A 26,216-nucleotide genomic window follows, 5' to 3' on the forward strand; every position below is an offset into this window, starting at 1 on the left:
TGCTCTGATCCGACGGGACGGGCGCCGGATGCGGCGCCCGTCCATCACGACAGGCGGCTTCGTCCTCCTCGCGGAGGTCGAAGCCGTTTTCGTTTGAGCGTCGCGATCGCTACAGCGAGCTGCCGCCGCAGATCAGCATCTGCTGGCCCGTGATCGCGCCCGCCTCCGGCCCCAGCAGGAAGGCGGTGAGGGCGGCGACCTCCTCCGGCTGGATATAGCGCCCGATCGGCGGCAGCTTCGGTGCCACCGCGCTGCGCGCGGGGTCGCGCAGCATCGGCGTTTCTGTCGCCGCCGGGGCCACGACATTCGCGGTGATGCCGCGCGGTGCCAGCTCCATCGCCCAGGACCGCGCCATGCCGACCAGCGCCGCCTTGGTCGCGGCATATTGGCTGCGCCCGGCCGCGCCGGCCGCGGTGCGGCTTCCGATCAGCACGATGCGGCCGCCATCCGGCAGGCGCGGCACCAGCAGATCCGCCAACCGTGCGGCTGCGTCCACATGCAGGCGCCACAGCATGCGGCCGGCTTCCGCATCCAGCGCACCCACCACGCCGCCGCGCATCAATCCCGCCGCATGCACGAAGGCGGTCGGCTGCAGGCCGGCGACGGCGCCGGGCAGGGCGCCCGTGTCGAGCAGATCCACGCCGCGATGCGAGAAGCGCGCTTCCCCGAGGCCCGGATCGCTGCGGCTGAGCCCGGTGACGCGCCAGCCCTCGCGCAGCAGTCGCTTGGCGATCGCGGCGCCGATCCCGGAGCTGGCGCCGGTGACGATCGCGTGGCCGGCGGCGGTCTCTGGCGTCATGCGACGTCCCTCCCTGATGGCGGTCGTGATGCGCTTGACAGCGCGACCGCGCGACGGATAGCAAGGTGCAAGAAATCGAACAAGTGATCGCATTCCGATCAAATTGCGAGGGAGGCGCGGTGATGGACGGACCACAGGCACGCGTCGAGAATCCGAAGAACCTCGTCCAGTCCGTCGCCAAGGCCTTTGCCGTCCTCAAGGCCTTCGGGCCTGACCGCCCCGAGCTCACCGTCGCCGAGGTTGCGGCGCAGACGGGCCACGACCGCGGAACCGCCTTCCGCCTCGTCCATACGCTGGTCGACCTCGGCTATCTGCGTGCCGTGCCGGAGGGGAGGCGCTTCCGGCTGACGCTGAAATGCCTCGAGCTCGGCTATGCCGCCCTCTCGGCCGGTGACCTGCCCACGCATGCGCGGCCGCTGCTGCGTGAACTGGTGCCCGGGATTGCCGATGCGGGCTCCCTCGGCGTGCTGGAGAAGGGGGAGGTCATCTACCTCGCGCGTGTCGAGGCGGGGCTGGAGCGGCACGGCGTGGTGCGGCGCCCGGGCACGCGCATCGGCGCCTATGCGACGGCGCTCGGCCAGGCGATCCTGGCCTGGCTGCCGCGGGAGGCGCAGGTCGCGCAGCTGGAAAGCGTGCCCCGCGTGAAGCTGTCCGATCGCACGCTGACCGAGCTCGATGCCCTGCTGGCGCGGCTCGATGAGGTGCGGGCGCGCGGCTATGCGGTGTCCGACGGTGAGAACGCCTATGGGCTTCGCACGGTCGCCGCGCCGGTGCTGGATGCGCGGGGCGCGCCGGCGGCGGGCGTCAGCCTGACCATCGGCAGCGACCGCCTGCCGCTGGCCGACTTCATCAGCCTGACCGCGCCGCATCTCCGCAAGCTGGCCGAGGAGCTGGGCAGCGGGCTGCGGCTGTCCTTCGGCACCATCGGGCCGGGCGGCGCCGCGCGATGACCCGGCCGATCCTGCGCCTGGTCGCGGACGACCTGACGGGCGCGCTGGATTCCGCGGCGGAGCTGACGGGCCTCTGTGGCCCGGTGCCTGTGCGCTGGTGCAGTGCCGGTGCGGCGACCGGCAGTCTCGCGATCGATACCGGCACGCGGGAGGCGTCGCGCGATGCCGCGGCCGCGGGGCTGCACGCGGCGGCGCCGGCCTGGCAGGGCGCGGATATCGCCTTCAAGAAGATCGACAGCCTGCTGCGCGGCCAGGTCGCGGCGGAGCTCGCCGCCTGTGTGGCGATGGGGGCCTGGCACCATGTGGTGCTCGCCCCGGCCTTTCCCGCGCAGGGCCGCGTCACGCGCGCGGGCCGTGTGCTGGTGCGGCAGGCGGATGGCCGCTTCGCCCCCCTCGCCCAGGACCTTGCGGAGATGCTTGCCGCGGAGGGGCTGCAGGCGCGGCGCGGCGATCCCGCAGCACCGCTCGCACCGGGACTCTCGATCTTCGATGCGGAAACGCAGGGCGATCTCGCCGCCGTTGTCGCGCGCGGCCGCGTGGCATCGGGCCCGGTGCTGTGGTGCGGCAGCGGCGGCCTTGCCCGCGCGCTCGCCGGCACGACGACGTCCAAGGCCAGCAGCGCGCTGCATGGCCCGGTGCTGGGGCTTTTCGGTTCCGACCAGCCTGCGACGGCGCGGCAGATGGCCGCCTGTGGCGACTGCGCCATGGCCATCGCGGCCGGGGATGACGCGGCAGCCTCGCAGGTTGCCCGGATGATGGGGCTGGCCGGCGCTGCGATGGTACGCGTCGCGCTGCCCGATGGCCTCGGCCGCGCCGAAGCCGCGGGGCGCATCGCCGCGGCGATGGCGGGGCTGACGCGTCGTCTGCCGCCACCCGGCACCCTGATCGTGGCGGGCGGCGAAACGCTGCGTGCCGTCTGCGATGGGCTCGGCGCGCAGGGATTGGATGCGCTCGGCCTCGTGCAGCCCGGCGTGCCGCGCTCCCTGCTCCGCGGCGGTTCCTGGGACGGCGTCGCGGTCATCTCGAAATCCGGCGCCTTCGGTGGCGACACGCTGTGGCGCGACCTGCTGGCCGAAAACCTCCCGAATGCCTGGAGCCTGTCTGCATGACGCCGCTTCCCCTTGCCATCACCATGGGCGATCCGGCGGGCATCGGCCCGGAGATCATCGTCAAGGCCTGCGCCGGGCTGCGGGACCGCATCGCCGCCGGCGCGCTGCGCCTGCTCGTCATCGGCAGCGGCGCCGCGCTGCTGCGCGCGCGCGATGCCTGGGCGCCGGGGCTGGACCTGCCGGAGGTTACGGCCGAGGGCCGTGACTGGCCGGCGCTTGCCTTCCTGCAGGCCGCGCCCGAAGGCGCGCCGATCCGGCCCGGCGTGCTGAGCGCCGATGGCGGCCGCTTCGCCTATCTGGCGATCGAGCATGGCGTGCGCCTCGCGCAGGCCGGCCGCGTCGGCGCCATCGTCACCGCGCCGCTGAACAAGGAAGCGCTGAACAAGGCTGGCTACCACTATGCCGGCCATACCGAGATGCTGGCGGAGCTGACGGGGGTGAAGGGCAGCGTGATGCTGCTGGCGCACGGCAATATGCGCGTCAGCCATGTCACCACCCATTGCGCGCTGGAGGATGTGCCGAAGCGCGTCACGCCCGCCCGCATCCGCCTGGTGCTGGATCTGACGCAGCAGGCGTTGCGCGGCCTCGGCATCGCGGAGCCGCATATTGCCGTCGCCGCGCTGAACCCGCATGCGGGTGAGGGTGGGCTGTTCGGCCGGCAGGATATCGACGTGGTCGCGCCCACCATCGCACAGGCCGTGGCGGATGGCATGCGGGTCACCGGCCCCGTGCCCGGCGACACGGTCTTCGTGAAGCTGCGCGCCGGACAGTTCGACGCGGTGGTCGCCATGTATCACGACCAGGGCCATATCCCCGTGAAGCTGCTGGGCTTCCACGTGGATCCCGCCACGGGGAAGTGGGATGCGCTGTCCGGCGTGAACATCACGCTGGGCTTGCCGGTGATCCGCACCTCCGTCGACCACGGCACCGCCTTCGACATCGCCGGACAGGGCATCGCCAGCGAGCGCAGCCTGATCGAGGCCATCGAATATGCCGAGCTGCTCGCCGCGCATCGCGCCAAGGCCTGAGGAGGCCCCCATGACCGACCTGCTGCATCCCATCGACATCGACCGCCCGGCGCGCATCGCCTTCGGCCCTGGCCAGGTCGCCGCCCTCGGCACCTGGGCGGTGGAGCGGCGAATCGCACGCAGTCTGGTGATCGCCGATGCCTTCAATGCTGCGCGCATCGACCTGCTCGGCCTGCCCGGCGAGGTCACCGTCTTCGGCGAGGTGAAGCCCGAGCCGGATATCCCCAATCTGGAGGCCGCGCTGGCCCTCGCCCTGCGCGTGGAGCCGCAGCTCGTGGTCGGGTTCGGCGGTGGCAGCGCCATGGACCTCGCGAAGCTTGTGGCCGTGCTGCCAGGCAGCGGCCAGGCGCTGCAGGATGTGGTGGGGCCGGAGAAGGTGGCGGGCCGGACCGTCGCGCTGGCGCAGGTTGCGACCACCTCCGGCACCGGCAGCGAGGCGGGTTCGCGCGCGCTGGTCACCGATCCCGCGACGCAGAACAAGCTCGCCGTGCAGAGCCGGCACATGATCGCCGATCTCGCCGTGGTGGATCCCGATCTGACGCTGACCGTGCCGCGCGCGGTGACGGCGGCGACCGGCGTGGATGCCTTGGCGCATTGCGCCGAGGCCTTCACCAGCCGCAAGGCGCATCCGCTGATCGACCTCTATGCGCTGGAGGGCATCCGCCTGGTCGGCCGCTTCCTGCCGCGCGCCGTGGCGGATGGCAGCGACCGGGAGGCGCGGGCGGGGCTGGCGCTGGCCTCGCTCTATGGCGGCTTCTGCCTGGGCCCGGTGAACACCACCGCGGGGCATGCGGTGGCCTATCCGCTGGGCACCCGGCACCATATCGCCCATGGCCTGGCCTGCGCCGTGATCTTCCCGCATACCCTGGCCTTCAATGCCGAAGCGGTGCCGGAGAAGACGGCGCTGATCCTGGAGGCGCTCGGCTGCGGCGGGGCCTCCGACGTGCTCGCCGCCAGCCATGGCTGGTGCGCCGCGCTGGGCATCGAGATGCGGCTTTCGCATCTCGGCGTGCCCGAGGGCGACCTGCCGCGGATGGCCGCGGAGGCGCATGCGATCCGTCGCCTGCTCGACAACAATCCGCGCGAGATGAGCCGCGAGCAGATCCTCGCGATCTATCGCGCCGCGCTGTGAGGGGGGATCCCATGCAAGATGCCGGCGTGATCGACCGCCCCGAGATCCTGGCCCCCGCCGCTGGCGATCCGGCGCGCATCGAGGCCTTCATCCCCACCCCCTGCGTGCAGAACCATGCGGCCTTCCTGCTGCCGCTGGCCGATGGCGCGATGGGCTGCGTCTGGTTCGGCGGCACGCAGGAAGGCGTGCCCGATATCTCCGTGCATTTCTCGCGCCTGGACGCCGGGGCGGATCGCTGGTCGCCGGCGGTGCGGCTTTCGGACGATCCGGCGCGGTCGGAGCAGAATCCGCTGCTCTTCGCCGCACCCGATGGAAAGCTGTGGCTGCTCTGGACGGCGCAGATCTCCGGCAACCAGGACACCGCCATCATCCGCCGTCGCATTTCGGCCGATGGTGGGCGCAGCTGGGGGCCGATCGAGACGCTGTTCGGCGAGCAGCCTGGCTTCGGCACCTTCATCCGCAGCCCCATCGTGGTGCTGGACAATGGCGACTGGCTCCTGCCGATCTGGCGCTGCACCAGGCCGCCGCAGGGCGCCTGGACCGGTGACCTCGATACCAGCTCGGTGATGATCTCCTCGGACGGCGGCGCGAGCTGGACGGAGCATGCGGTGCCCGGCAGCACGGGCTGCGTGCATATGAGCATCGTCGATCTGCGCGACGGTACGCTGGTGGCCTTCTATCGCAGCCGCTGGGCGGATTCGATTCATCTCAGCCGTTCCGCGGATGGTGGGCGCAGCTGGTCCGCGCCGCTGCCGACGGAACTGCCGAACAACAATTCCTCCATCATGGCGACCCGGCTTTCGGATGGGCGGCTGGCGATGGTCTACAACCATTCCAGCGCGGCGGATGCGACCGGGCGGCGGGTCTCGCTCTATGACGATATCGACGCGGAGGCGCTTCCGCCCGTCGCGCCGTCGACCGGACGCAGCGCCTTCTGGGGCGCGCCGCGGGCGCCGATGACCCTGGCGCTCTCGGCCGACCATGGCCGCAGCTGGCCGGTCCGGCGCCATCTGGAAACCGGCGACGGCTATTGCATGACCAATAATTCGAAGGACCGGCTGAACCGGGAATTCTCCTATCCCGCCCTGGTGCAGACGCCGGATGGCATGCTGCACATCGCCTATACCTATTGGCGCCAGGCGATCAAATACGTCCGCGTCGCGCCCGACTGGGCGGCAGGAGGCGGCGCATGAGCGCGCTGCATCCGCGCGGCGTCTTCAGCGCCGCGCTGACCCCCATCACGGAAGCTTTCGCCCCAGACCATGCGCTGTTCGTCGCGCATTGCCGGCGGCTGCTGGCGGAAGGCTGCGACGGGATCGCACTGCTCGGCACGACGGGGGAGGCGAATTCCTTCTCCTCCGACGAGCGCCGCGCGCTGCTGGAGGCGGTGGTCGCCGCCGGCATCGCGCCGGCGCGGCTGCTGCCGGGTACGGGCGTGGCCGCGGTGACGGAGACGGTGGCGCTGACTCGCCACGCGCTGTCGCTCAGCGTCACCACCGTGGTGATGCTGCCGCCCTTCTACTACAAGGCCCCGACCGAGGACGGCCTCTTTGCCGCCTATGCCGAGGTGGTCGAGCGCATTGCCGATCCGCGCCTGCGCATCGTGCTGTATCACATCCCCCAGATGTCGGCGGTGCCGATCCCCTTCCCGGTCATCGCGCGGCTGCGCACCGCCTATCCGGGCGTCTTCACCGGCATCAAGGATTCCGCCGGCGACCTTTCGCATATGGAGGCGCTGGTGGAGGCCTTTCCGGGTCTCGCCGTACTGGCGGGCGCGGATCCCCTGATGCTGCCGCTGCTGCGCAAGGGCGGGGCCGGCTGCATCACCGCGACCTCCAACCTCGTCGCGGTGGACCTCGCCTTCGTCTTCCGCCACTTCGCCGATGCCGGCCGCGCGGCGGAGGTGGAGGCGGCGCAGGCGCGCATCGTCGCCATGCGCAACCGCGCCTCCCGCTTCGCGCAGATGGCCTCGCTGAAGGCGCTGCTGATGCAGCGCACCGGGGAGGCAGGCTGGCAGAGGCTTCGCCCGCCCCTGCTGCCGCTTTCCAGCGCGGAGCAAAGCGCGCTGCTGGAGTCCTGACCGCATCACCGGGCGGCGCAACGACGCGCGCCCTTTCTGGAGGAAGCAAACCATGCAGAGACGTCACCTTCTGGCCAGCGCCGCGGCAGGCGGCATCGGCCTGCTGGCCGCCCCCGCCCTGCGCGCGCAGGAAGCCTGGCCGCGCGGCCGGCCGATCCGCGTGATCTGTCCCTGGCCGCCGGGGGCCGCGAATGACGCGCTGGCGCGGCTGACGGCGCAGCGCCTGCAGGAGAAGCTCGGCGCCACGGCCGTGGTCGAGAACCGCACCGGCGGCGCCGGCCTGGTCGGCACCAATGCCGTGCTGCAGGCGGCGCCGGATGGCTTCACCCTGCTGGCCTCCGCCTTCAACACCGCGGTCATGCCGCTGGTGCTGAAGGGCGCGACCTTCGACCCGGAGCGGGACCTGGAGGTGATGGCCCGCACCGCGCAGGCGCCGCTGGTCATGGTGATGACCGGGCAGCGGCCGCAGCGTACGCTGGCGGAGGTGATCGCGGCGGCCAGGGACCGCCCGCGGGACTGGAACTTCGCCGTCTCCTCGCTCGGCTCGGCCGGGCATCTCGCGACGATTGAATTCCTGCGGCGCACCGGCCTCGATATCAACCTGGTGACCTATCGTGGCACGCAGCCCGCGCTGAGCGACCTGATGGGCGGCAATGTCCAGCTGCTGATCGACCCCAGCTTCGCGCTGCTGCCGGCGACCGGCGACGGCCGCGTGCGCGCGCTGGGCATCGCGACGGCGGAGCGGTCGACGCTGGCGCCCAGCGTGCCGACCATGGCGGAGGCCGGCCTGCCCGGCTACCAGTTCCAGTCCTGGTACGGCGTCTGGGCGCCGAAGGGCACGCCGGCCGAGATCTGCCAGCAGGTGAATGCGCTGATGCAGGAGACGATGCGTGAGCCCGCCATCGTCGATCGGCTGAAGAACCAGGTGCTGGAGCCGGTGACGGAGAGCATCGAGCAGACGCGGCGCTTCATCGGCGCGGAAATCTCCCGTGCCACCGAGTTGCTGCGCAGCGTCAACTATCAGCCGGAGTGAGCGCGTGGCTGTTTCACCGTGGGCGAGGGCGGTGAAACAGCTTTCCCGTCATCAGAGCCGGCCTCAGAAGGCGTAGCCGCCCCATTCCAGCTCTTCCCGGAACCTCGCCTCCACCAGCTGGCGGAGCTCCGCGTCGTAATAGGCGCGATAGGGCGCATGCTCGCCGCGGTTGCGATGCGGCAGCGGCCGCGGCAGCAGGCCAAGGGCGCGCAGGACGGCGGCGAAATCCTGTTCCAGCCGCTCGAAGCGCATCAGCATGTCGAGCTCGTCATCCAGCCTGCCACCCGGGCGGGTGCAGACGAAGTCGCGCAAGGTCGCCTGGCTTTCGATCAGCGCCAGGAAGTCGGCACGGTCGAAGCCCGCCACCTGTCGGTCGGCCCGGCGATGCGGCGAGAAATAGGCGCTCACCAGCCGCTCAAAGGGATTGCGGAGGGTGGAGAACTTGTAGAGGCGGTCGAAGATCTCGGCCGGCAGCACCCGCCTGTAGTCGGCGAGGCGGGCATGCTTGTGGGTGCCGAAGGTGGCGTTCTCCACGTCGAAGCGCTCCGTGCCGTCCTGCGTGCCGGTGACGCTCTTGCGGTCCTCGGAATAAGGGAGCAGCGCCTCCGAGACCGAATTGCCGCCCGACTTGCCGCGATGGATGAACAGGAAGGCGTGGCGGATCGAGATCACGGGCCGAGGTTCCCCCCTTGCTGGCGCTGTGGCGGAGGGATGATCTATACCGATCCGGAAGAAAAGACGCCAATCGCCTTTCCATCGCAACAAAATCCGCCACCGGGATCCCATGCTGGCCGCACGCAAGCTGTTTCACCTGCATATCTCGAAATGCGGCGGCACGGCGCTGAATGCCGCGCTCGACACCCAGGTGCATGCGGAGCGCGCGCGCCCGGCTACGGATTTTGCGCAGCGGCTGCGCGACCGCGGCGTCCGGCGCACCGAGTTCGCCGAGCTGCAGGACCCCGCCCTGCGCGATGCGGTGGCGGCGGCCGCGCGCGAAAGCATCGCCTGGTTCGACGTGCTGCACGGCCATTTCGATATCGCCCCCTGGCTGTCGGCGGAGGATCACGTCGTCACCGTGCTGCGCCGGGCCGATCGGCGCGCGCTGTCGCAGTTCCAGGACTATCGCCGGCTGGCGCCGCACGACTACGACCACAAGTCCGCGGACTGGCAGCGGATGCACGAGGCCTGTCGCGGCGCCGCCGATTTCGCCGCGCTGCGGGCCGCCTGTGGCGAAAGCCCGGCCTTCCGCAGCATGTTCGAGGACCATCAGTGCCGCGCCCTGACCCAGCACAGGCTCCCGGCCGCGGCCTTCGACGCCATGCCGCCGGAGGAACGGGCCGCGCAGGCCTGGCAGACATTGCAGGACTACCGTGCCCGCATCGGCGTGCTGGAGGAGGTGGATCGGCTGCTCGGCGCGCTGGCGCGCGACATGGGCTGGTGCCCGCCCGACCCGCTGGAGGTGCGCAACCGGACGCGGCCCGAGGCCCCGGGCGAGGCGGCGCTGGCCGCCGCCGCCGAGGTCACCGCCGGCGACCGCCTCCTGCATGAGCGCGCGGTGGCGGCGCTGCGGCAGGACCGCGCCGCCGACTATACGCTGGCGGAATTCGAGGCGGAGTTCCTCGCCGCCCGCCTTGCCACCCTGCTGCCGATGCGGATCGGCGCGGAGCATGTCTTCGACATGAACATGCCCCTGATCGGCCGCGGCCTGCATGGCCGCGACGCCGCCGGCAGCCGGGAATGCTGCCGCTGGCTGGGCGCGGGCGAGGAGGCACTGATCTATCTGCCGGTGCCGGGGCCCGGCGCACGGCTGACGCTGCGTCTCTACAACAAGGGCTGGGTCGATCCCGCCCTGCGCGACCGGCTGGTGGTGACGGTGGACGGCGTGCCGGTGCGAAGCTGGTCGGAGGCGCGGCGCGAGGTGGCGGAGGCGATCTGCTGCCGCGCCGTCGCGCGGCGCGGCTGGATGCGAATCGGGCTGCAGGGCGCGCAGGCGCTGACGGATGCCGAGGCCGGTCGGCCCGGCGACGACGACCGCCGCAAGATCTTCAATCTCTGGCGCTACAGCTACGAGATCGGATGACGGAACAATCGACGCGCCTTTAACCATCTCTTCATGGTTTTTCGTCACCACCCTCCGCGTGATTCACCCTCTGGCAGGATGCGGGCGCGGTGCAACGGGACGGCGGCGAGGGGGCGTGCGAGAGTTCGACGGATAGCCTGGACTGTCGCATGCCCTGGGCGGAGCCAGTGCATCCGGCAGCCGAAGGGCCGGCGGAGCGCCGCGGCCTTCTGGTCCGCATGCGGCAGGCGCGGGAGGGCGGCGATGAGGCGTCCGCGCTGCAGCTGCAGGCCGAGGATCTGCACCGCTGGCCGCATCTGGCCGGACGTGCGGAGAGCCTGGCCTTCGCCCGCGCCCTGCTTGCCTTCAACCGGCCACGACGGGCCGAGGATGCGCTGCTCCCGCCCCATGCGGCGGAGGCACTGACGCGCCTCCTGGCGGAATGGCCGGAGGAGCCGCTGGGCTGGATCGGCCTGGCCAAGCTCGCCGAATGGCGCGGCGCCTGGCCGGAGGCCCAGCGCCACTGGCAGGCGGTCTTCGACCGTTTCGAGGCCTTGGCGGAGCCGGACTGGTACGAGCAGTTCATGATGGCCTCCTGGCTCGCCCATGACGGGCCCGGCTTCAAGGCGCTGCGTGCCAGGCTGCGCGACCGCTGGCCGGATCACGAGACCTGGTGGGACCGCTACGCCTCCGGCGCTCGCAGCACCGTCCCGGGCGGCACAGGGCGCAACCGGGCGCCGAGCCTGCGGGATGTGGAGGACCTCCTTCGCTTCGGCACCCCGTCCGAGGCCAAGCGCGTGCTGGAGACGCTTTCCGCCCTGGACCGGGAGAGCGCGACGGGCCGTGCCTGCGCCCAGATCATCCGCACCGTGGAGCGCAGCGGCCTGATCGAGGACCTGGCGGCCGGCGGCGTGGATCCCGCGCGGTCCGGCACCAGCCTCGTCTGGCGCAACCCGGCAGGCGGCGACCGGGCCCTCATCATCTTCGCCGGCGGCGGCCGGGGCTTCTGGCTGCTGCTCGACGAATTGCACCGCGCCCTTCGCGGCTGTGGCGTGCATCTGATCTATCTGCGCGACCTGGGTGGCAGCTTCTACCTGGCCGGCGACCCCGATCTCGGCATCGCGGATTATCGTGGCCTGCTCGACCTGCTGCGCGCGCAGGCGGCTGGGCTGGGCGCGACACGACTGGCCTGCCTCGGCCATTCCTCCGGCGGCTATGCCGCGCTGCGCTATGCCCTCGATCTCGGGGCGGAGGCGGCGCTGGCCTTCGGCCTGATGACGAATCCGGAGACGCGGCACGACCCGGAGGTTTCGCCCGCCATGCGCGCGGTGGCCGAGCGCAATCCAGGCCTCGTCTTCGACCTGCCGCAGGCCTATGCCGCGGTGGCGCAGCCGCCGCGCGCCATTCTCTGCTTCGGCGATGGCCATCACACGGATCGCCAGGAGGCGGAGCGGATGCATGGCCTGCCCGGCGTGCGCCTGGTGCCGGCCGCGGGCGTCGCCGATCATGGCGCGATCCGCTGGTTCCTGCGCCAGGGCCGTGTGCCCGGGCTGGTCGCGGCGCTGTTCGAGGCGCCGCCGGCGTGAGGATCGCTCTGCGCGGCCTGCGGCTGGACTACCCCGGACCGGGCGGGCCGCTGCGCGCCGTGGAGGGGCTGGATCTGGAGGTGGCGGCAGGCGAGTTTCTCGGCCTGATCGGCCCCAGCGGCTGCGGCAAATCCTCGGTGCTGGCCATGCTGGCCGGGCTGCGGGCGCCGAGCGCCGGCCACATCGACTTCCCCGACTGGACCGGCCGCCGCCCGCCCCGGCGCCTGATGGCCTTCCAGGACCACGGGCTGCTGCCCTGGCTCAGCCTGCTGGACAATGTTGCTTTCGGCCTGGAAGCCCAGGGGGTTCCGCGCGCCGAGCGGGAGGCGCGCGCGCATGCCATGCTCCGCCGCCTGGGGCTCGAGGGCTTTGCCGCGGCGCGTCCGGACCAGCTTTCGGGCGGCATGCGCCAGCGTGCCGCCCTCGCCCGGCTGTTCGTGGCGGAGGCCGAGGCGATGCTGCTGGACGAGCCCTTTTGCGCGCTTGATGCGCAGACGCGCGTGCTGCTGCAGCAGGAATTGCTGGACCTCTGGTCCGGGACGGGCCGCAGCGTCGTCTACGTCACCCACGACATCGAGGAGGCGCTGCTGCTCTGCGACCGCGTCGTGGTGCTCTCGGCACGACCGAGCCGGGTGGTGGCGGAGATCACGGTGCCCTTCGCGCGTCCGCGACGCATCCTGGGCCCGCCGCCGCCTGAGGTCACGGCGCTGCGCTGGCGGATCTGGGACCTGCTGGCGCCCGCCATCGCGACCCATGCCGCCTGATGGCGCATCTGCTCGCCCTGCTCGGCCTTGCCGCGGCCTGGGAAGGTGCCGTGCGGGCGGAGTGGGTGGCGCCGCTGCTCTTCCCCGCCCCGACCACCATCCTCGACTGGCTGCTGGCCAGCCTGCGCAGCGGCGAGATGGCCGAGAGCCTGCTGGCGAGCGGGCAGCGGCTGGCCATCGGCGTCGGCCTCGGCGCCGGGTTCGGCACGCTGGCCGGGCTCGGCATGGGCCTGCTGCCGCGCCTGCACCGGGCGCTGGACCCGGTCATTGCCGCGCTGCACCCCATGCCGAAGGTGGCGCTGCTGCCGCTGTTCCTGGTGCTCTTCGGCTTCGGCGAGAAGGCGCGCGTGGTCCCGGTGGCGCTGGTCGCCTTCTTCCCGGCGGCCATCGCCGGCGCCGTCGCCGTGCGGTCGATCGATCCGCTGCTCTGGGATGTGGCGCGCAACTACGGCGCCGGGCGCTGGATGCTGCTGAGCCGGCTGGTGCTGCCGGGGTCCTGGCCGATGCTGCGCGCCGGGCTCCGCCTGTCGCTCAATGCCGCCATCGTGGTGCTGATCTCGGTGGAGATGCTGAGCGGCAGCGATGGGCTCGGCGCCGCGGTCTGGCAGTCCTGGCAGACCATGCGGGTGGAACAGCTCTACGGCACGCTGCTGGTCGTCGCCGTGCTCGGCATTCTCTTCAATCGCTGCCTCGGCCGCTGAAACGTGCAGGAAGGAATAGGATCGATGCGGACAGGGCCAGGAGGAACCCGCGGCGCGGCCAGGATGGCGCGGGCGCTGGGCCTCGCCCTCTGCCTGATGGTGGCGCTGCCGATGGCAGCAAAGGCGGAGCGCGTGAAGCTGGTGGTGCTCCCCTTCCTCTCCCAGGCGCCGATCTTCATCGCGCTGGAGGAAGGGCTCTTTGCGCGGGAGGGGATCACCGTCGAGCCGGTGGCGCTTTCCTCCTCCCACCTCGCCCTGCCCGGGCTGATGACCGGCGACCTCGATGCCGGCATCCCGCAGGCGGCACCGGCGCTGTTCAACGCGATGGCGCGCGGCGGCCGCGCCCGGCTGGTGGCCTCCGGCGTGATGCTGGCGCCGGCCGAATGCTCCTATGCCGCCTTCTACGGCACCGGGCTGACCCTGGCGGAGCTGACGTCCGGCCAGCCGCGATCGCTGCGCATCAGCGCGGAGCCGAATGCCTTCGAGGGCTTCCTGGTGGACCTGCTGCGGCAGCGCCCGGGGGCGGAGCGGCTGCAGGTCAGCTTCCGCGAAATGCCGGTGGCGGCGCAGCAGGCGGCGCTGGCCTCCGGCGCGCTCGATCTCGCCTTCCTCTCCGAGCCCTGGGTGGCGCGGCTGGACCAGGCCGGCATCGGCCGCGTCGCCGTGGGGGCGGAGCAATTGCTGCCGGGCGGGCAGTTCACGGCGCTGATGTTCTCCGAACGCATGCTGGCCGACGGCCAGGCGCTTGGCCGCCGCTTCCTGCGTGCCTGGCGCGCCGCGCTCGCCCGCTACAATGAGGGCAAGACGCCGCGCAACCTCGAAATCCTGGCGCGCGCCACGCGGCTGGCGCCCGAGCTTCTGGCGCGGGCCTGCTGGCCGAGCATGCCGGCCGATGCGGCGCTGAATCTGGAGAGCCTGATGGCCTATCAGCACTGGCTGCGGCAGCGGCAATTGATCGACCGCGTGCTGGCGCCGGGCGAACTGGCGGCGGAGATCGCGCCATGATCCCCTTCGAGCGCGCCGAGTTCGACGGCACCATCCCCGCCCGCCTGCGCCGCATCGTCGCCGCCCTGCCGGCCGCCGAGGCGCTGGTGGAGGAGGGGCGCAGCCTGACCTATGCGGCGCTGGACGCCGAGAGCGACCGCGCGGCGGCGGCGCTGCGCGACCTGCCGCAGGGCAGCGTGGTGGCGCTGGTCTTCGGCATCGGCATGGAGGCGATCATCGCCCTGCTCGGCGCGCTGAAGGCGGGCGTGCCAGCCATGCCGATCGACCCGGCGGCGCCGCCGGAGGATGTCATCGGCCTGCTCGCCCAGGTGGCGCGCATCGTCACCGCGCCGGCGCAGGAGGCCTGGTGCCGCGACCATGCCGGCAGCACCCCCGTGCAGGTGGGGGTGCCTGCCGATGCGCCCGGCGGCATCGCCCGCACGCCGCGGCCGGAGGACCCGGCCATCATCTACCTCACCTCCGCCAGCACCGGCCCGGCCAAGGGCGTGGTCCGCCCCCAGCGCTCGCTGTGCTGGCACGCCGGGCTGCAGACCCGCCACCATGGCTATGCGCCGGGCGACCGGATCGCGCATCTCTCCTCCTTCGCCTATGCGGGCGCCATTCCGGCCATCCTCGGCGGCCTGCTGGCCGGCGCCACGGTGGAGGTCTTCGACAGCCGCCGCCACGGCCTGCTGGCGCTGGGCCGCTGGGCGGCGGCACGGCGGATCACGGTGCTGCCGGTGACGCCACCCGTGCTGCGCGACCTGGTGGAGGCGCGGCTGCCGGAGCGGCAGGCATGGCAGCCGCGCCGCATCATCGTCGGTGGCGAGGTGCTGCGGCCGGAGGATGTGACCGCGCTGCGCGAGCGGCTGGGCTGGGACTGCCCGGTGGTGAACCGGCTGGCCAGCAGCGAGGCCGGCATGATCGCCGAATGGGTGGTCGACCCCGCCGCCTGCCAGGGGCGGGAGGTGGTGCCGGTGGGTTTTGCGGTGGAAGAGCGCGGCGTGGCCGTGCTGGACGAGCAGGGCATGCCGGTGCCGCCCGGGGAGGTGGGGGAGATCGTCGTCTCCGGCGACTACCTGGCCCTCGGCTATTGGCAGCGGCCGGAGCTGACGGCGGAACGCTTCCGCCCGGATCCGCAGCGCCCCGGCGGGCGGCGGCTTTTCACCGGCGATCTCGGCCGGCTGCACCCGGATGGGCTGCTGGAGCATCTCGGCCGGGCCGACCACATGGTGAAGATCCGCGGCTATCGCGTGGAACTGGCCGCGGTCGAGGCGGTGCTCTGCCGGCAGGAGGGCGTGGCGGAGGGCGTGGTGCAGGCGGTGCGGATGGCGGGCGGTGACCTGCGTCTGGCCGCCTGGGTGCAGCCGGTGCCGGGCGCCACGATCAGCGCGCCCGGCCTGCGGCAGCGCCTGGCCTCGGTTCTGCCGGATTATATGGTGCCCTGGCGGGTTGGCGTCTTCGCGGCCCTGCCGCGTTCGGCCGGCGGCAAGATCGCGCGCGGCCGCCTGCCGCCGCTGCGCGGCGCGCGGCCGCAGGGCATGCCGCCGGCGGTGCCGCCGCGGGGCGCGACGGAGCGGCTGCTGGCCGGCCTCTGGGCCACCCTCTTCGAGGTGGATGAGATCGGGCGCGAGGATGATTTCTTCGAGCTCGGCGGCGATTCGCTCGACATGCTGCAGGTGGCCGCCGGCCTCTATGAGCAGCGTTCGGTCTTCATCACCGATGCCGATCTGCTGGAGCATCCCCGCCTGGCCGATATGGCCGCGGCGGTGGATCGCCATGCTGACCAGGCGGCCCAGACAGCCTAGGGACCGCCCGCAATGTATCCCCTGGAGCCCCGCGCGGGCGAGATGGCCCGGCTGGCGGCGCAGGGCGCCTGGCTGGCGCCGGAGACCGAGACCCTGCTCTCCGCCATCGGGCTCGGGCCCGGCTGGCGCTGCCTCGACCTGGCCTGTGGCCTGGGTGACGTGACGCGGCTGATGGCGGCGCGGGCCGGCGCCACGGGCCAGGTGGTGGGCCTGGACCTGGAGCGCCGCTTCCTCGACTGCGCCCGCGTCTGCGCCGCCGGGGCGGTGGATTACCTGGAAGGAGATGCCTGCCGGACCGGCCTGCCCGATGGCGGCTTCGACCTGGTGCATGGCCGCTTCCTGTTTGCCGGCGGGGCGCAGTTCGAGGCGCTGCTGGCCGAGGCGATCCGGCTGACCCGGCCCGGCGGGATGGTGGCGCTGCAGGAGCAGGACCTGTCTTGCATGGCCTGCTTCCCGCCGCATCCCGCCTTCGCGCGGCTGAAGGCGCTGCTTGGCGCCGGGCTGGAGCAGAGCGGGACCGGCCGGGGTGTCGCGCGGCGGCTGTTCGGGCTGCTGCGGCAGGCGGGGCTGCGGGAATTGCGCTACCGCCCCTTCCTGGTGGCCTGCCAGGCGGGCGATCCGCAGGCCGACTGGCTGCCGGATACGGTGGATTCCCTGCGCGGCCCGCTTCTGCGGGCCGGCCTGACCTGCGGCGCCGCCCTGGACGAGGTCCTCGCCGCCTGCCGGGCGCATCTGGCCGATCCGGGCACCACGGCGACGCTCTACGCCGTGGTGCAGGTCTGGGGGCGGAAGGACCGCGGCGCGGAGGCGCTGCCGGGGAGCCCCTGACCCTCCGACAGGGCGGCATCTGGGCGATCACGGACCCGTTGCGATCGGGGACCGGGCGAGGCAAGAAGTCCCCATGTTCCCCCTGGCCGCCCGCGCGCTTCGGCTGATCATCGCACTGGCCTTCTGCCTGCAGAGCGGCCTTGCCATGGCCCATTGCGCGCGGCTGGCGGTGCCGGACCAGCCCGGGGCGCTGCAGCTGGTGATCTGCACCAGCGATGGCCTGGTCACTATGGACATGTCCGACACCGACCAGGATGGGGCGGACAAGCGGCCGCAGGCCGCGGCGGATGTCTGCCTGGCCTGCCATCTGCTGCCGGGCGCGGACCTGCCGCCGCCTGTCGAGATCCCTGCGCCGCGGCTGGCGCATGCGGAGGCGCCGGACCTTGCGCGCAGCCTGGCGCTGCCGCCCGGCGCGCGCGCGCCGCCCTACCGCCCCACCGGTCCCCCGATCCAGCTCTGACGCCTTGTCTGCGCCCCGGCCGCCTGCGGTCCGGGGCGCTGGTGTTGCAGCTCGGGGATCTTCGGGATGGTGGAAGCAGATGGCCGCGGCGGCATGGCCGCCCGGCCGGCCAGGGGCGGGAAGCCCCGGCCTGCGGCGGCGCTGCGCCGCTGGCGTGGCCGGGACCTTCTCGCCGCTCTGCTGGCCTGCCTGTTGCTGGGCCAATGGGTGGCGACGGCCACGGCGCATGCGCGCGGCATGGCGCGGCTGGCTGATAGCCAGCTCGTCGAGATCTGCACGCATGAGGGGATCCGCATCCTGCTTCTGGATGCGGAGGGCCAGCCGATCGACCTGGCCGAGCCGATGGAGTGCTGCGCCCTGGGCCTCGGCCCGCTGGCGATCCTGCCGCAGCCGCCGACCGCGCCCGCGAATCGCCTCAGCTTCGCCGTCCTGCCCGAGCCGCCGCGCCCGGCGGGCCTCCCACCCTTTCCGCCGCGCGCCCCGCCGCAGCAACCCCGCGCCCCTCCGACCGCCTGACGACGCCCTGCGGCCACAGGCCGGATGCCTTTCGTCACGACGCATCGGAGAGACAATATGCCAAGCCCAACCCCGCGCGCCCGCCTTCTGGCGGGTGCCGCGCCCTGCCTGCTGTCAGTCGAACTGCCCGCGCAGGGCGCGGTCCCGGAACCCTTCTCGCTGGGAGAGATCGCCGTCACCGGCACGGCGCCGGAGGCGCCGGTGAACTGGCTCTCCAGCGTCGATCGCGTGGATAGGCGGAGGCAGGCCGCTGCCGCCTGGCGATCAACGGCAATGCGCATGCCGTGCTGCGCATCCTGGTGAGTCCCCAGCCATGAGCACCGCGCAACTCCCCCGCCGCGCCAGCCTCGCGGCCTTCGCGGCGCTGGCCGCCGGAAGCACGGCCAGCGCGCAGCCCATCCCGCGCGATGGGCCGGAGGTGGTCCTGCTGGTGCATCCCGGCATGATCCTGCTCGACCTCGTCGCGCCGATGACCGTCTTCAACCTGATGGGCGCGACGTTGCGGCTGGCCTGGAAGGATCTGTCGCCGGTCGCGACCGATATCGGCCTGCCGGTCACGCCGAACAGCCGGTTCGCTGACCTCACGCCCGGCGCGCCGATCCTGTTCCTGCCGGGCGGCCTCGGCGGCAGCGTCGCGCTGATGGATGATCCTGACGTGTTGGGCTTCCTCGCGGCGCAGGGGGCGTCGGCGCGCTGGGTGACCAGTGTCTGCACCGGGTCGCTGGTGCTGGGCGCCGCCGGGCTGCTGCGCGGCCATCGCGCCACCTCGCATTGGTATGTGCGCGACCTGCTGCCGCTGCTGGGCGCCACCATGGCCACGGATCGCGTGGTGGTGGATCGCAACCGGATGACCGGCGGCGGCGCCACGGCGGGGGTCGATTTCGGCCTGCGCCTGGCCGCCGAGATCGGCGGCGAGGCCTTGGCCCGCCGCATCGGCCTGGTTCTCGAATATGCCCCGGACCCGCCCTTCGGGCCCGGATCGCCGGAGGCATCGCCCGCGGCGGTGCCGGATGTGCTGGCCCGCCGCGCGCCCGCCTTGGCCAGCGCGCGGGCTGCCGCGCTGCGTGCCCAGCGCCGGCTTGGAACCTGAATCGAGGAGACACCCCATGACCACCCGACGCCAGATCCTGGCCGCGCTCGCGGCCACCACCTTGCCGCTGCCGGCCCTCGCGCAAACCCGCACCATCACCGACGCCATCGGCCGCGAGGTCGTGCTGCCGCGCCAGCCGCAGCGCATCGTGAACATGTTCAACTACGAGGAGTTCACCGCCATCGCCGGCCTCGAGGGCTGGCAGCGCGTGGTCGGCATGAACCGCGTGGTCTGGGAAGGCTGGCGCCCCGCCATCTTTGCGCGCTACCGGGAGCTGATCCCGAACCTCGCGACGCTGCCCGATGTCGGCAATACCGATGAAGGCACCTTCAGCGCGGAGAAGGTGATCTCGCTGCGCCCGGACCTGCTGATGATGCCGGCCTGGGCCTGGACGGCGGGATCGACGGCGCGCGAGCAGATTGCCGCCGCCGGCATTCCCATCCTCGTCTTCGACTACAATGCGCAGACCGTGGAGCGTCATGTCGCCTCGACGCTGGCGATCGGCGCCGCCATGGGCACCGAGGCGCGGGCGGCGGAGCTGGCGGAGCGCTATCGCCGCAGTATTGGCGAGATCCTGGACCGCGTCGGCCGCGCCGCCGGCCCGACGCGCCCCAAAATCCATCTGGAGCTCGGCCAGGGCGGCAAGGATGTGGTCGGCAACAGCTACGGCTCCGCCACCATGTGGGGCCGCATCTTCGCGCTGCTCGGCGTGCAGAATGTCGCGGAGGGGCGCTTCACCGGCAATTACGCGCCGATCGCGGCGGAGGCGGTGCTCGCCGCCAATCCGGATTTTCTCTACATCGGCGCCTCCTCCTGGGTGAACCGCCCGAACGCCGTGCGCACCGGCTATGGCGTGACGGCGGAGCAGACGCGCGCCAGCCTGGCGCCCTATGCCACGCGCGCCGGCTGGTCCGGCCTGACGGCGATCCGCAACGGCGAGCTGCATGCCATCGAGCACGGGCTGTGCCGCACGCTCTTCGACGATACCGCCATGCTCTACATCGCCCGCCGCGCCTGGCCCGGCGCCTTTGCGGACATGGACCCCGTGGCGGCGCTGGCCGACTACCACGCGCGCTACCTGCCGGTGCCCTTCTCCGGCACCTGGATGCTCCCATGGCGGGCCTGAGCGCCACGGCGGAGGCGCGCGCGGCCTGGGGGCGGCGCGCTGCGCGGCGCGCCGGCCTGCTGGCCGGTGGCGCGGCGGTACTGGCGCTGTGCTTCCTGCTGGACCTGGCGACGGGGCCGGCGCTGCTGCCGGTCTCGGCCGTCGCGGCCTCCCTGTTCGGGGCCGGGCAGGACCCGATGGTGGAGGCGATCGTCTGGTCCATCCGCCTGCCGGTGGCGCTGATGGCGCTGCTGGTGGGCGCGGCGCTCGGCCTGACCGGGGCGGTGATGCAGACCATCCTGAACAACCCGCTGGCCTCGAGCTACACGCTCGGCGTTTCCGCCGGCGCAGGGTTCGGCGCGGCGCTGGTCATCGTCTTCGGCGCGGCCTTGCCGATGGCGGAGGCGCAGGCCGTGCCGCTGGCCGCCTTCCTCTTCGCGGCGCTGGCCTGCGCCGGTGTCTGGGCGCTGGGCGGCATCCGCGGCGCGACGCCCGAAACGCTGGTGCTGGCCGGCATCGCGCTGATGTTCCTGTTCCAGGCGCTACTGGCGATGCTGCAGTTCATGGCCTCGCCTGAGGCCCTGCAGCAGATCGTCTTCTGGCTGTTCGGCAGCCTGCAGCGCGCCACCTGGCCGAAGCTGGCCATCGTCGCCGCGGTGCTGGTCATCGCCGTGCCGCTGCTGCTGTGCGATGCCTGGCGGCTGACGGCGCTGCGTCTCGGCGATGACCGCGCGGCGGCGCTGGGCGTGCGCGTGGCCGGCGTGCGCTTCCGCGGCTTCGTCTTCGTCTCCGTCGCCACCGGCGTCGCGGTCGCCTTCGTCGGCACCATCGGCTTCATCGGCCTGGTGGCACCGCATCTGGCGCGGATGCTGCTGGGGGAGGATCAGCGCGTGCTGCTGCCGGGGGCGGCGCTGGCCGGCGCGGTGCTGCTGTCCGCCGCCTCCGTCGCCAGCAAGATCGTCTCGCCGGGGGCGCTGTTTCCGGTGGGCATCGTCACGGCGCTGATCGGCGTGCCCTTCTTCGCCTGGCTGATCCTGGCCTCGCGGAGGTCGCATTGGTGAGCGCGCGGCTGGATCTCGACGCGGTTTCGGTGCGCTACGGCGAGCATGACGCGGTGCGGGGGGTGAGCCTCTCGGCGAGGGGAGGGGAGGTGCTGGCGCTGCTGGGGCCGAACGGCTCGGGCAAATCGACCCTGCTGCGCGCGGCGGCCGGCCTGCTGCGGCATGAGGGGCGCGTGGTGCATCACGGGCTGGATCGCGCGGGCATCGGCTTCCTGCCGCAGGACAATGGCGCGCGCACCGCGCTGACGGTGCTGGAGACGGTGCTGCTCGGCCGGCTGCGCGTGCTGGGGATGCGGGTGGCGGAGGCAGAGGTGGCGCGCGCCATCGCGGCGCTGGACCGCCTGGGCATCGCCGGCCTGGCCTCGCGCCTGCTCGGGGAATTGTCCGGCGGGCAGCGGCAGATGGTCTTCCTGGCGCAGCTTCTCTGCGCGGAGCCGGCGGCGCTGCTGCTGGACGAGCCGACCAGCGCGCTGGACCTCCGCAACCAGTTCGAATTGCTCGGCCTGCTGCGGCGTCTGGCGCGGGATCATGGGCTGCTTGTGATCGTGGCGATCCACGACCTGAACGCCGCCGCAGCCTTTGCCGACCGGCTCGCCGTGCTCTGCCAGGGAAGGCTGGTGGGGTGCGGCCTGCCGGAGGCGGTGCTGACCCCGCGGCTGATGGCCGAGGTCTATGGGCTGGAGGCGGAGCTGCATGTCACGCCCAGGGGGCAGCGCGCGATCATCCCGGTTGCCGCCCTGCCGGCTGGGCCGCGCATGGCCTGATGCAGCGGGCGGCCCTGGTCGTGGTCGTGGCCATGTTCAGCTCGCCCGAAGACGGTTCATGCGTTGCGCCAGGCGATGGCCGGGGCAGGCGGCCGGCAGCCAGGCCCCCTTGCCCGGCCTCTACGGCGGAGAGCTAAAGGCCGAGCGAGGCCATCACATAGACCGCTGCGCGCCCGGTCACCGCGGCGCGAGCCAGGCGTCTGCGGGCTGAAGGAGGAGACGGTGGTGCAGCTGCCGAGCACGCCGGTCACGAGCAGCAGCCAGGTCCGCGCCAGGGCTCGGCGATCCCCTCCGCCGTCAGGAAGCGCGCGGCGAGCAGGCCGATCACCACCGCGCCGCCCAGGGCGACGAGAGGAGATCCATCATCCAGGGCTCCGGGACGAGCTCGCCTGGTCGCAGCAGGCGGGACGATCGGGCGAAGGGGGCGGCAGATGGCGCAAGTCATGCGCCCGTCCTTCCGGCCTTGGCCAGAAGCGACAGGAGCGATCAGCCTCCGCGGCGATTGAAGGGGGAGCCCATGCCCTGGCAGGCCTCCCGGCCCTGGGGCGGGGAGACGGCAAAGCGCGCCGCTCAGGCGGGGCCTGAGGCGGCGAAGCGCCCGATGTGGAACGGCTCGATCGGCACGCTGGTGCGGCCGGTGGCGATCAGCTCCGCCATGGTCGCGCCGACGCCGGGGCCGAGCTGGAAGCCATGGCCGCAGAAGCCGAAGGCGTAGAACAGGCCCGGCGTCACGCCGCTCGGCCCCATCACCGGGATGTCGTCGCGCAGATAGCCCTCCACGCCGCTCCAGCTGCGGATGACGCGCAGCTGGGCCATGGCGGGCAGAAGGCGCCGCAGATGCGGCATCTGGGCCATGGTGTTCAGCGGATTCAGCGTCGCGCGCTTGGTGTCCAGCGAGGCGGCATCGCGGCGGCCGCCGCCGAAGACGATGTTGCCGCGCTTCACCTGGCGCAGATAGACGCCCTCCTCCGCGATGTCGGTGTGCATGCCCATCACCTCCGGGATCCGGTAGGGAGCGGGTTCCGTCACGCCCATCTGCGGGCCGGCCGGCGTCAGCGGCACATCCTCCCCCAGCGCCGCCGAGAGCCGTTGGCCCCAGGCGCCCGCCGAGACCTGCACCATCGGCGCGTGGTAGGTGCCGGCGCGGGTTTCCACGGCAAAATCCTCGGCGCCGCGGGCGATGCCGATCACCTCCGCATTCTCCACCACCATCGCACCTTCACGTCGTGCGGCGCGCGCGAAGGCCGGCGCTGCGAGGCGCGGATTGGCATGGCCATCCAGCGGCGAGTAGGAGGCCATGACCGCATCCGGCGACAGATACGGGAAGCGTTCGCGCAGCGCGTTGCGGCTGATCAGCTCCAGCTTCAGCCCGTAGGGCAGGCAGTCGCGCGCATACTGCTCCATCCGGGCGATCTCCGCCTCGCGGAAGCAGACGCGCAGATGGCCGCTGGCGAGGAATTCCACATCCTCCCCGATCAGCTCCGGCAGGCGGCCCCAGAGCTCGCGCGAGAGATTGGCCAGCGGCAGCTGGGGCAGGAAGCGGCCCTGGCGGCGGATATTGCCGAAGCTGGCAACGGTGGCGGCCTGCCCGACCAGGTCGCGTTCCAGCAGGATGACGGACAGGCCGCGGCGGCGCAGGAAGAAGGCGGTGGCGCTGCCCATGAGCCCGCCGCCGACGATGATGACGTCAGCCTGCATCGGGGGCCAGTTCCGCGGTCAGCGGCAGGGGCTTGATCGGTGCGGCGCCGCGCAGTCGTCCCACCTCCCGCACCGGAACGCCGCGGGCGGCGGCCAGCAGCTCCGCCGCGGCCAGGCCGCAGATGCGGCCCTGGCAGCGCCCCATGCCGACGCGGCCGAGCGACTTGGCGCGGTTCATCTCCGGCGCGCCGGTCTCGGCAATGGTGCGGCGCATGTCGCCGGCTGTGATGGCCTCGCAGCGGCAGATGATGGTCTCGTCCGGCAGCGTCGCGGCCAGGTGGCCGGGCCAGGGAAAGCCCTCCTCCAGCCCCTGGCGGAAGCGCGACATCGGCCGCAGCGCCGCGCGCAGGCGGATGAACTCCGCCTCCGGCACGGCATGGCCCAGGTCGCGCAGCGCGGCGCAAGCCGCCAGCTGCCCCGCCAGCTCCGCCGCATCGGCGCCGCGCACCGCCGCGCCATCCCCCGCGAGGTAGACGAAGGGCACGCTGCTGCGGCCATCCGCATCCCTCTCCGGCAGCCATTGCCGGGCCGCGGCATCGAAGGCGAAGCGCGCCTTCGCCAGGTCCGCCAGCTGCGTCTCGGAGCGCAGGCCGTAGCCCAGCCCGACCGCATCCGCCTCGAAGCGCCGCTCCCGCCCGCGGCGGTCGCGCACCAGCACGGCGCCGACGCGGCCCTGCCCCTCGATCCGCAGCGGCGTGACGCCGGTGAGGACGGGAATGCCGGCCCGCCGCAGGCCGGCCAGGTAGCGCAGCCCCTGCGCCAGCACCGCCGGCCGCGCGGCGAGCGACGCGGCGGCCAGGACGCGGCGGTGGAAGGGGCTGGTATCCAGCACCGCCGCCACCGTCGCGCCGGCCTTCGCATATTGCCAGGCGACCAGGTAGAGCAGCGGCCCGGTGCCGAGGAAGACGACGCGCGACCCGATGGCGCAGGCCTGCGCCTTCAGCGCGATCTGCGCCGCGCCCAGGCTGTAGACGCCGGGCAGGGTCCAGCCGGGCAGCGGCATGATGCGGTCCGTCGCGCCCGAACAGACGATGAGAGCCGCATAGGGCAGGCGCTCCAGCCGGTCCTCACGCTGGGTCAGCGCCGCGCCATCGGCGATGGCCCAGACCAGCGTGCCGGGGCGATGATCGACGCGCGACGCCAGTGCATCGGCCGCGGCGTGCAGCGCCACCGCCTTGGCTGCCTCCGATCCGTAGAGCGCCGAGGCCGGGCGCGTGAAGCCGGCGGGCTGGCGGCGATAGATCTGGCCGCCACTGCGCTCGGCCTCGTCGATCAGCACCGGGCGCAGGCCGGCTTCGACCAACCGCGCGGCCGCGCGGATGCCCGCCGGCCCAGCGCCGACGACGATCACGGCAGGGCCGGCCACGGAACCTCCCGCGTCACGATGCGGAGCGAGTCGGTGGCGGGGGTGCTGCAGGCGCGCAGCCGCTCGCCCGTCTCCGTCCAGACCCAGCAATCCTGGCAGGCGCCCATCATGCAGAAGCCGGCCCGCGCGCCATCGCCGAATTCGCTGTGCCGCAGCAGCAGGCCCTGGGTCAGCAGCGCCACCATCAGCGTGTCGCCGTCCAGCGCCTCGATCGGCTTGCCATCGACCCATAGCCGCAGCGGCCGCCGCCCGGTTTCCGCCAATCGGCGGAACAGCCCCGCCTCGTGCCCGCTTGCGCTCATGCCGCCCAGCCTCCGCCCGGCGGCGGGGGCTGTCCAATCGGCATCCGGCTTGCTTGCATAAGCCCGACCTATGGCGGAGCCTGGGAGCGACCCATGAATGCACGGCAGATCGAAGTCTTTCGCACCATCATGCGCTGCGGCACGCTGACGGCCGCGGCCCAGGCGCTCAATGTCTCCCAGCCCGCCCTGAGCCAGCTTTTGCTGCATGCCGAGGACCAGCTGGGCTTCCGCCTGTTCCAGCGCCTGCACGGCCGGCTGACGCCGACGCCGGAGGCCAATCTGCTTTTCCCGGAAGCGGAGCGCCTGCACCGGGACCTGGAAGGCTTCCGCCGCTTCGCCGCCGATCTGCGCCACGGCAAGCAGGGGGCGCTGCGGCTCGCGGCCTCCGCCCCCACGGCACTGTCCTTCGTGCCGCAGGCGCTGGCCGATTTCCGCATCGCCTGCCCGGGCGTCCGGGTGGTCTCCTACATCGTCTCCATGGCCGTGCTGACCACCATGCTGGACAATGGCGAGGCCGATCTCGGCGTCGCGCTGAACGACACGCCGCAGCCGCTGATCCAGACCGAGCGGATCGGCCGCAGCGAGGTGCTGTGCCTGCTGCCGCAGGGCCACCGTCTGGCCGCCCAGCCCAGCATCGGCCCCGCCGACCTGGAGGGGGAGACGCTGATCTCCTATCGCCCGGACAGCCTCCAGGGCGTGATGCTGGCGGAAGCCTTCGCCGAGGCGGGCACGCGCTACCTGCCGCAGGTGGAGATCGACGTCTCCATCGCCGCCATCGGCTTCGTGCAGCAGGGGCTGGGCGTGGCGCTGGTGGATGCGCTGGTGCCCTGGAGCGGCTTCCAGGACCTGACGACGCGGCGCTTCCTGCCGCAGCAGACCCTGCCCATCTCCCTGCTGTTCAGCACGCGGCGGCCGCTTTCCACCACCCAGAACGTGCTGCGCCGGAAGCTGCGGGAGGCCGGCAGCCGCTACATGCCCCACCTGCCTTCATAA

General features: G+C 72.6%; 26 protein-coding genes. 21 read left to right on the forward strand and 5 right to left on the reverse strand.

What is annotated here, in order from left to right; all coding sequences use genetic code 11:
• Positions 1-109: 109 nt before the first annotated feature.
• Positions 110-799 carry an SDR family NAD(P)-dependent oxidoreductase gene (locus ACTIF1_RS17290; RefSeq protein ID WP_439597694.1) on the reverse strand — a complete coding sequence of 230 codons (690 nt, stop codon included), beginning with the start codon at positions 797-799 and terminating at the stop codon, positions 110-112.
• A 122-nt stretch (positions 800-921) separates the two neighbouring features.
• Between ACTIF1_RS17290 and ACTIF1_RS17295 the strand changes: the two genes are divergently transcribed.
• Genes ACTIF1_RS17295 through ACTIF1_RS17325 form a run of 7 tightly spaced genes read left to right on the forward strand, consistent with a single transcriptional unit; the run spans position 922 to position 8,131 of the window.
• Positions 922-1,749: an IclR family transcriptional regulator gene (locus ACTIF1_RS17295; RefSeq protein WP_439597695.1), complete on the forward strand. Its 828-nt coding sequence runs from the start codon at positions 922-924 to the stop codon at positions 1,747-1,749.
• A complete protein-coding gene (locus ACTIF1_RS17300; protein WP_439597696.1) occupies positions 1,746-2,858 on the forward strand; it encodes a four-carbon acid sugar kinase family protein in 1,113 nt (370 codons plus the stop codon). Before ACTIF1_RS17295 ends, ACTIF1_RS17300 begins: the two co-directional genes overlap by 4 nt.
• Positions 2,855-3,886, forward strand: a complete 1,032-nt coding sequence (gene pdxA / locus ACTIF1_RS17305; RefSeq protein ID WP_439597697.1) for a 4-hydroxythreonine-4-phosphate dehydrogenase PdxA — start codon at positions 2,855-2,857, stop codon at positions 3,884-3,886. The genes ACTIF1_RS17300 and pdxA overlap by 4 nt, the downstream gene beginning before the upstream one ends.
• Before the next feature lie 10 nt (positions 3,887-3,896).
• Positions 3,897-5,018: an iron-containing alcohol dehydrogenase gene (locus ACTIF1_RS17310; protein ID WP_439597698.1), complete on the forward strand. Its 1,122-nt coding sequence runs from the start codon at positions 3,897-3,899 to the stop codon at positions 5,016-5,018.
• An 11-nt stretch (positions 5,019-5,029) separates the two neighbouring features.
• Positions 5,030-6,211: a sialidase family protein gene (locus ACTIF1_RS17315; RefSeq protein ID WP_439597699.1), complete on the forward strand. Its 1,182-nt coding sequence runs from the start codon at positions 5,030-5,032 to the stop codon at positions 6,209-6,211.
• Positions 6,208-7,098, forward strand: a complete 891-nt coding sequence (locus ACTIF1_RS17320; RefSeq protein ID WP_439597700.1) for a dihydrodipicolinate synthase family protein — start codon at positions 6,208-6,210, stop codon at positions 7,096-7,098. The genes ACTIF1_RS17315 and ACTIF1_RS17320 overlap by 4 nt, the downstream gene beginning before the upstream one ends.
• Before the next feature lie 52 nt (positions 7,099-7,150).
• A complete protein-coding gene (locus ACTIF1_RS17325) occupies positions 7,151-8,131 on the forward strand; it encodes a Bug family tripartite tricarboxylate transporter substrate binding protein (RefSeq protein ID WP_439597701.1) in 981 nt (326 codons plus the stop codon).
• Positions 8,132-8,194: 63 nt separating this feature from the next.
• On the opposite strand, the gene ACTIF1_RS17330 is transcribed toward ACTIF1_RS17325, so the two are convergent.
• A complete protein-coding gene (locus ACTIF1_RS17330) occupies positions 8,195-8,803 on the reverse strand; it encodes a sulfotransferase family 2 domain-containing protein (RefSeq protein ID WP_439597702.1) in 609 nt (202 codons plus the stop codon).
• A gap of 112 nt (positions 8,804-8,915) precedes the next feature.
• On the opposite strand from ACTIF1_RS17330, the gene ACTIF1_RS17335 reads away from it, so the two are divergent.
• The 13 genes from ACTIF1_RS17335 to ACTIF1_RS17395 all read left to right on the forward strand — a co-directional run bounded on the left by ACTIF1_RS17335 (position 8,916) and on the right by ACTIF1_RS17395 (position 21,857).
• Positions 8,916-10,211, forward strand: a complete 1,296-nt coding sequence (locus ACTIF1_RS17335; protein WP_439597703.1) for a hypothetical protein — start codon at positions 8,916-8,918, stop codon at positions 10,209-10,211.
• Between the two features lie 149 nt (positions 10,212-10,360).
• Positions 10,361-11,776, forward strand: coding sequence for a hypothetical protein (locus ACTIF1_RS17340; protein WP_439597704.1), 1,416 nt, complete (start codon positions 10,361-10,363; stop codon positions 11,774-11,776).
• Positions 11,773-12,540 carry an ABC transporter ATP-binding protein gene (locus ACTIF1_RS17345; protein WP_439597705.1) on the forward strand — a complete coding sequence of 256 codons (768 nt, stop codon included), beginning with the start codon at positions 11,773-11,775 and terminating at the stop codon, positions 12,538-12,540. The genes ACTIF1_RS17340 and ACTIF1_RS17345 overlap by 4 nt, the downstream gene beginning before the upstream one ends.
• A complete protein-coding gene (locus ACTIF1_RS17350; protein ID WP_439597706.1) occupies positions 12,540-13,241 on the forward strand; it encodes an ABC transporter permease in 702 nt (233 codons plus the stop codon). Before ACTIF1_RS17345 ends, ACTIF1_RS17350 begins: the two co-directional genes overlap by 1 nt.
• 63 nt (positions 13,242-13,304) lie before the next feature.
• A complete protein-coding gene (locus ACTIF1_RS17355; RefSeq protein WP_439597707.1) occupies positions 13,305-14,246 on the forward strand; it encodes an ABC transporter substrate-binding protein in 942 nt (313 codons plus the stop codon).
• Positions 14,243-16,033: a non-ribosomal peptide synthetase gene (locus ACTIF1_RS17360; RefSeq protein WP_439597708.1), complete on the forward strand. Its 1,791-nt coding sequence runs from the start codon at positions 14,243-14,245 to the stop codon at positions 16,031-16,033. Before ACTIF1_RS17355 ends, ACTIF1_RS17360 begins: the two co-directional genes overlap by 4 nt.
• Before the next feature lie 12 nt (positions 16,034-16,045).
• Entirely contained in the window at positions 16,046-16,861 is an 816-nt protein-coding gene (locus ACTIF1_RS17365) for a class I SAM-dependent methyltransferase (RefSeq protein ID WP_439597709.1), read from the forward strand.
• A 73-nt stretch (positions 16,862-16,934) separates the two neighbouring features.
• Complete coding sequence (locus tag ACTIF1_RS17370) at positions 16,935-17,321, forward strand: DUF2946 family protein (protein WP_439597710.1); 387 nt, start codon at positions 16,935-16,937, stop codon at positions 17,319-17,321.
• A gap of 66 nt (positions 17,322-17,387) precedes the next feature.
• Positions 17,388-17,837, forward strand: coding sequence for a hypothetical protein (locus tag ACTIF1_RS17375; RefSeq protein WP_439597711.1), 450 nt, complete (start codon positions 17,388-17,390; stop codon positions 17,835-17,837).
• Positions 17,838-18,150: 313 nt separating this feature from the next.
• Positions 18,151-18,927: a DJ-1/PfpI family protein gene (locus tag ACTIF1_RS17380; protein WP_439597712.1), complete on the forward strand. Its 777-nt coding sequence runs from the start codon at positions 18,151-18,153 to the stop codon at positions 18,925-18,927.
• Positions 18,928-18,943: 16 nt separating this feature from the next.
• A complete protein-coding gene (locus ACTIF1_RS17385; protein WP_439597713.1) occupies positions 18,944-20,053 on the forward strand; it encodes an ABC transporter substrate-binding protein in 1,110 nt (369 codons plus the stop codon).
• Positions 20,041-21,093: a FecCD family ABC transporter permease gene (locus tag ACTIF1_RS17390; RefSeq protein ID WP_439597714.1), complete on the forward strand. Its 1,053-nt coding sequence runs from the start codon at positions 20,041-20,043 to the stop codon at positions 21,091-21,093. Before ACTIF1_RS17385 ends, ACTIF1_RS17390 begins: the two co-directional genes overlap by 13 nt.
• Complete coding sequence (locus tag ACTIF1_RS17395; RefSeq protein ID WP_439597715.1) at positions 21,090-21,857, forward strand: ABC transporter ATP-binding protein; 768 nt, start codon at positions 21,090-21,092, stop codon at positions 21,855-21,857. The genes ACTIF1_RS17390 and ACTIF1_RS17395 overlap by 4 nt, the downstream gene beginning before the upstream one ends.
• A gap of 570 nt (positions 21,858-22,427) precedes the next feature.
• On the opposite strand, the gene ACTIF1_RS17400 is transcribed toward ACTIF1_RS17395, so the two are convergent.
• Genes ACTIF1_RS17400 through ACTIF1_RS17410 form a run of 3 tightly spaced genes read right to left on the reverse strand, consistent with a single transcriptional unit; the run spans position 22,428 to position 25,223 of the window.
• Positions 22,428-23,555 carry an NAD(P)/FAD-dependent oxidoreductase gene (locus ACTIF1_RS17400; RefSeq protein ID WP_439597716.1) on the reverse strand — a complete coding sequence of 376 codons (1,128 nt, stop codon included), beginning with the start codon at positions 23,553-23,555 and terminating at the stop codon, positions 22,428-22,430.
• A complete protein-coding gene (locus ACTIF1_RS17405; protein ID WP_439597717.1) occupies positions 23,545-24,921 on the reverse strand; it encodes an FAD-dependent oxidoreductase in 1,377 nt (458 codons plus the stop codon). The genes ACTIF1_RS17400 and ACTIF1_RS17405 overlap by 11 nt, the downstream gene beginning before the upstream one ends.
• On the reverse strand, positions 24,903-25,223 hold the full coding sequence (locus tag ACTIF1_RS17410; protein ID WP_439597718.1) for a (2Fe-2S)-binding protein: 321 nt from the start codon (positions 25,221-25,223) through the stop codon (positions 24,903-24,905). Before ACTIF1_RS17410 ends, ACTIF1_RS17405 begins: the two co-directional genes overlap by 19 nt.
• A gap of 93 nt (positions 25,224-25,316) precedes the next feature.
• Here ACTIF1_RS17410 and ACTIF1_RS17415 point away from each other — a divergent pair, with 93 nt between their 5' ends.
• Positions 25,317-26,216 (forward strand): LysR family transcriptional regulator, encoded by a 900-nt coding sequence (locus tag ACTIF1_RS17415; RefSeq protein WP_439597719.1) that lies wholly within the window; start codon positions 25,317-25,319, stop codon positions 26,214-26,216.

Origin of the sequence: Falsiroseomonas sp. (assembly GCF_051860665.1) — a bacterium.
Classification (GTDB): Bacteria; Pseudomonadota; Alphaproteobacteria; order Acetobacterales; family Acetobacteraceae; genus Falsiroseomonas.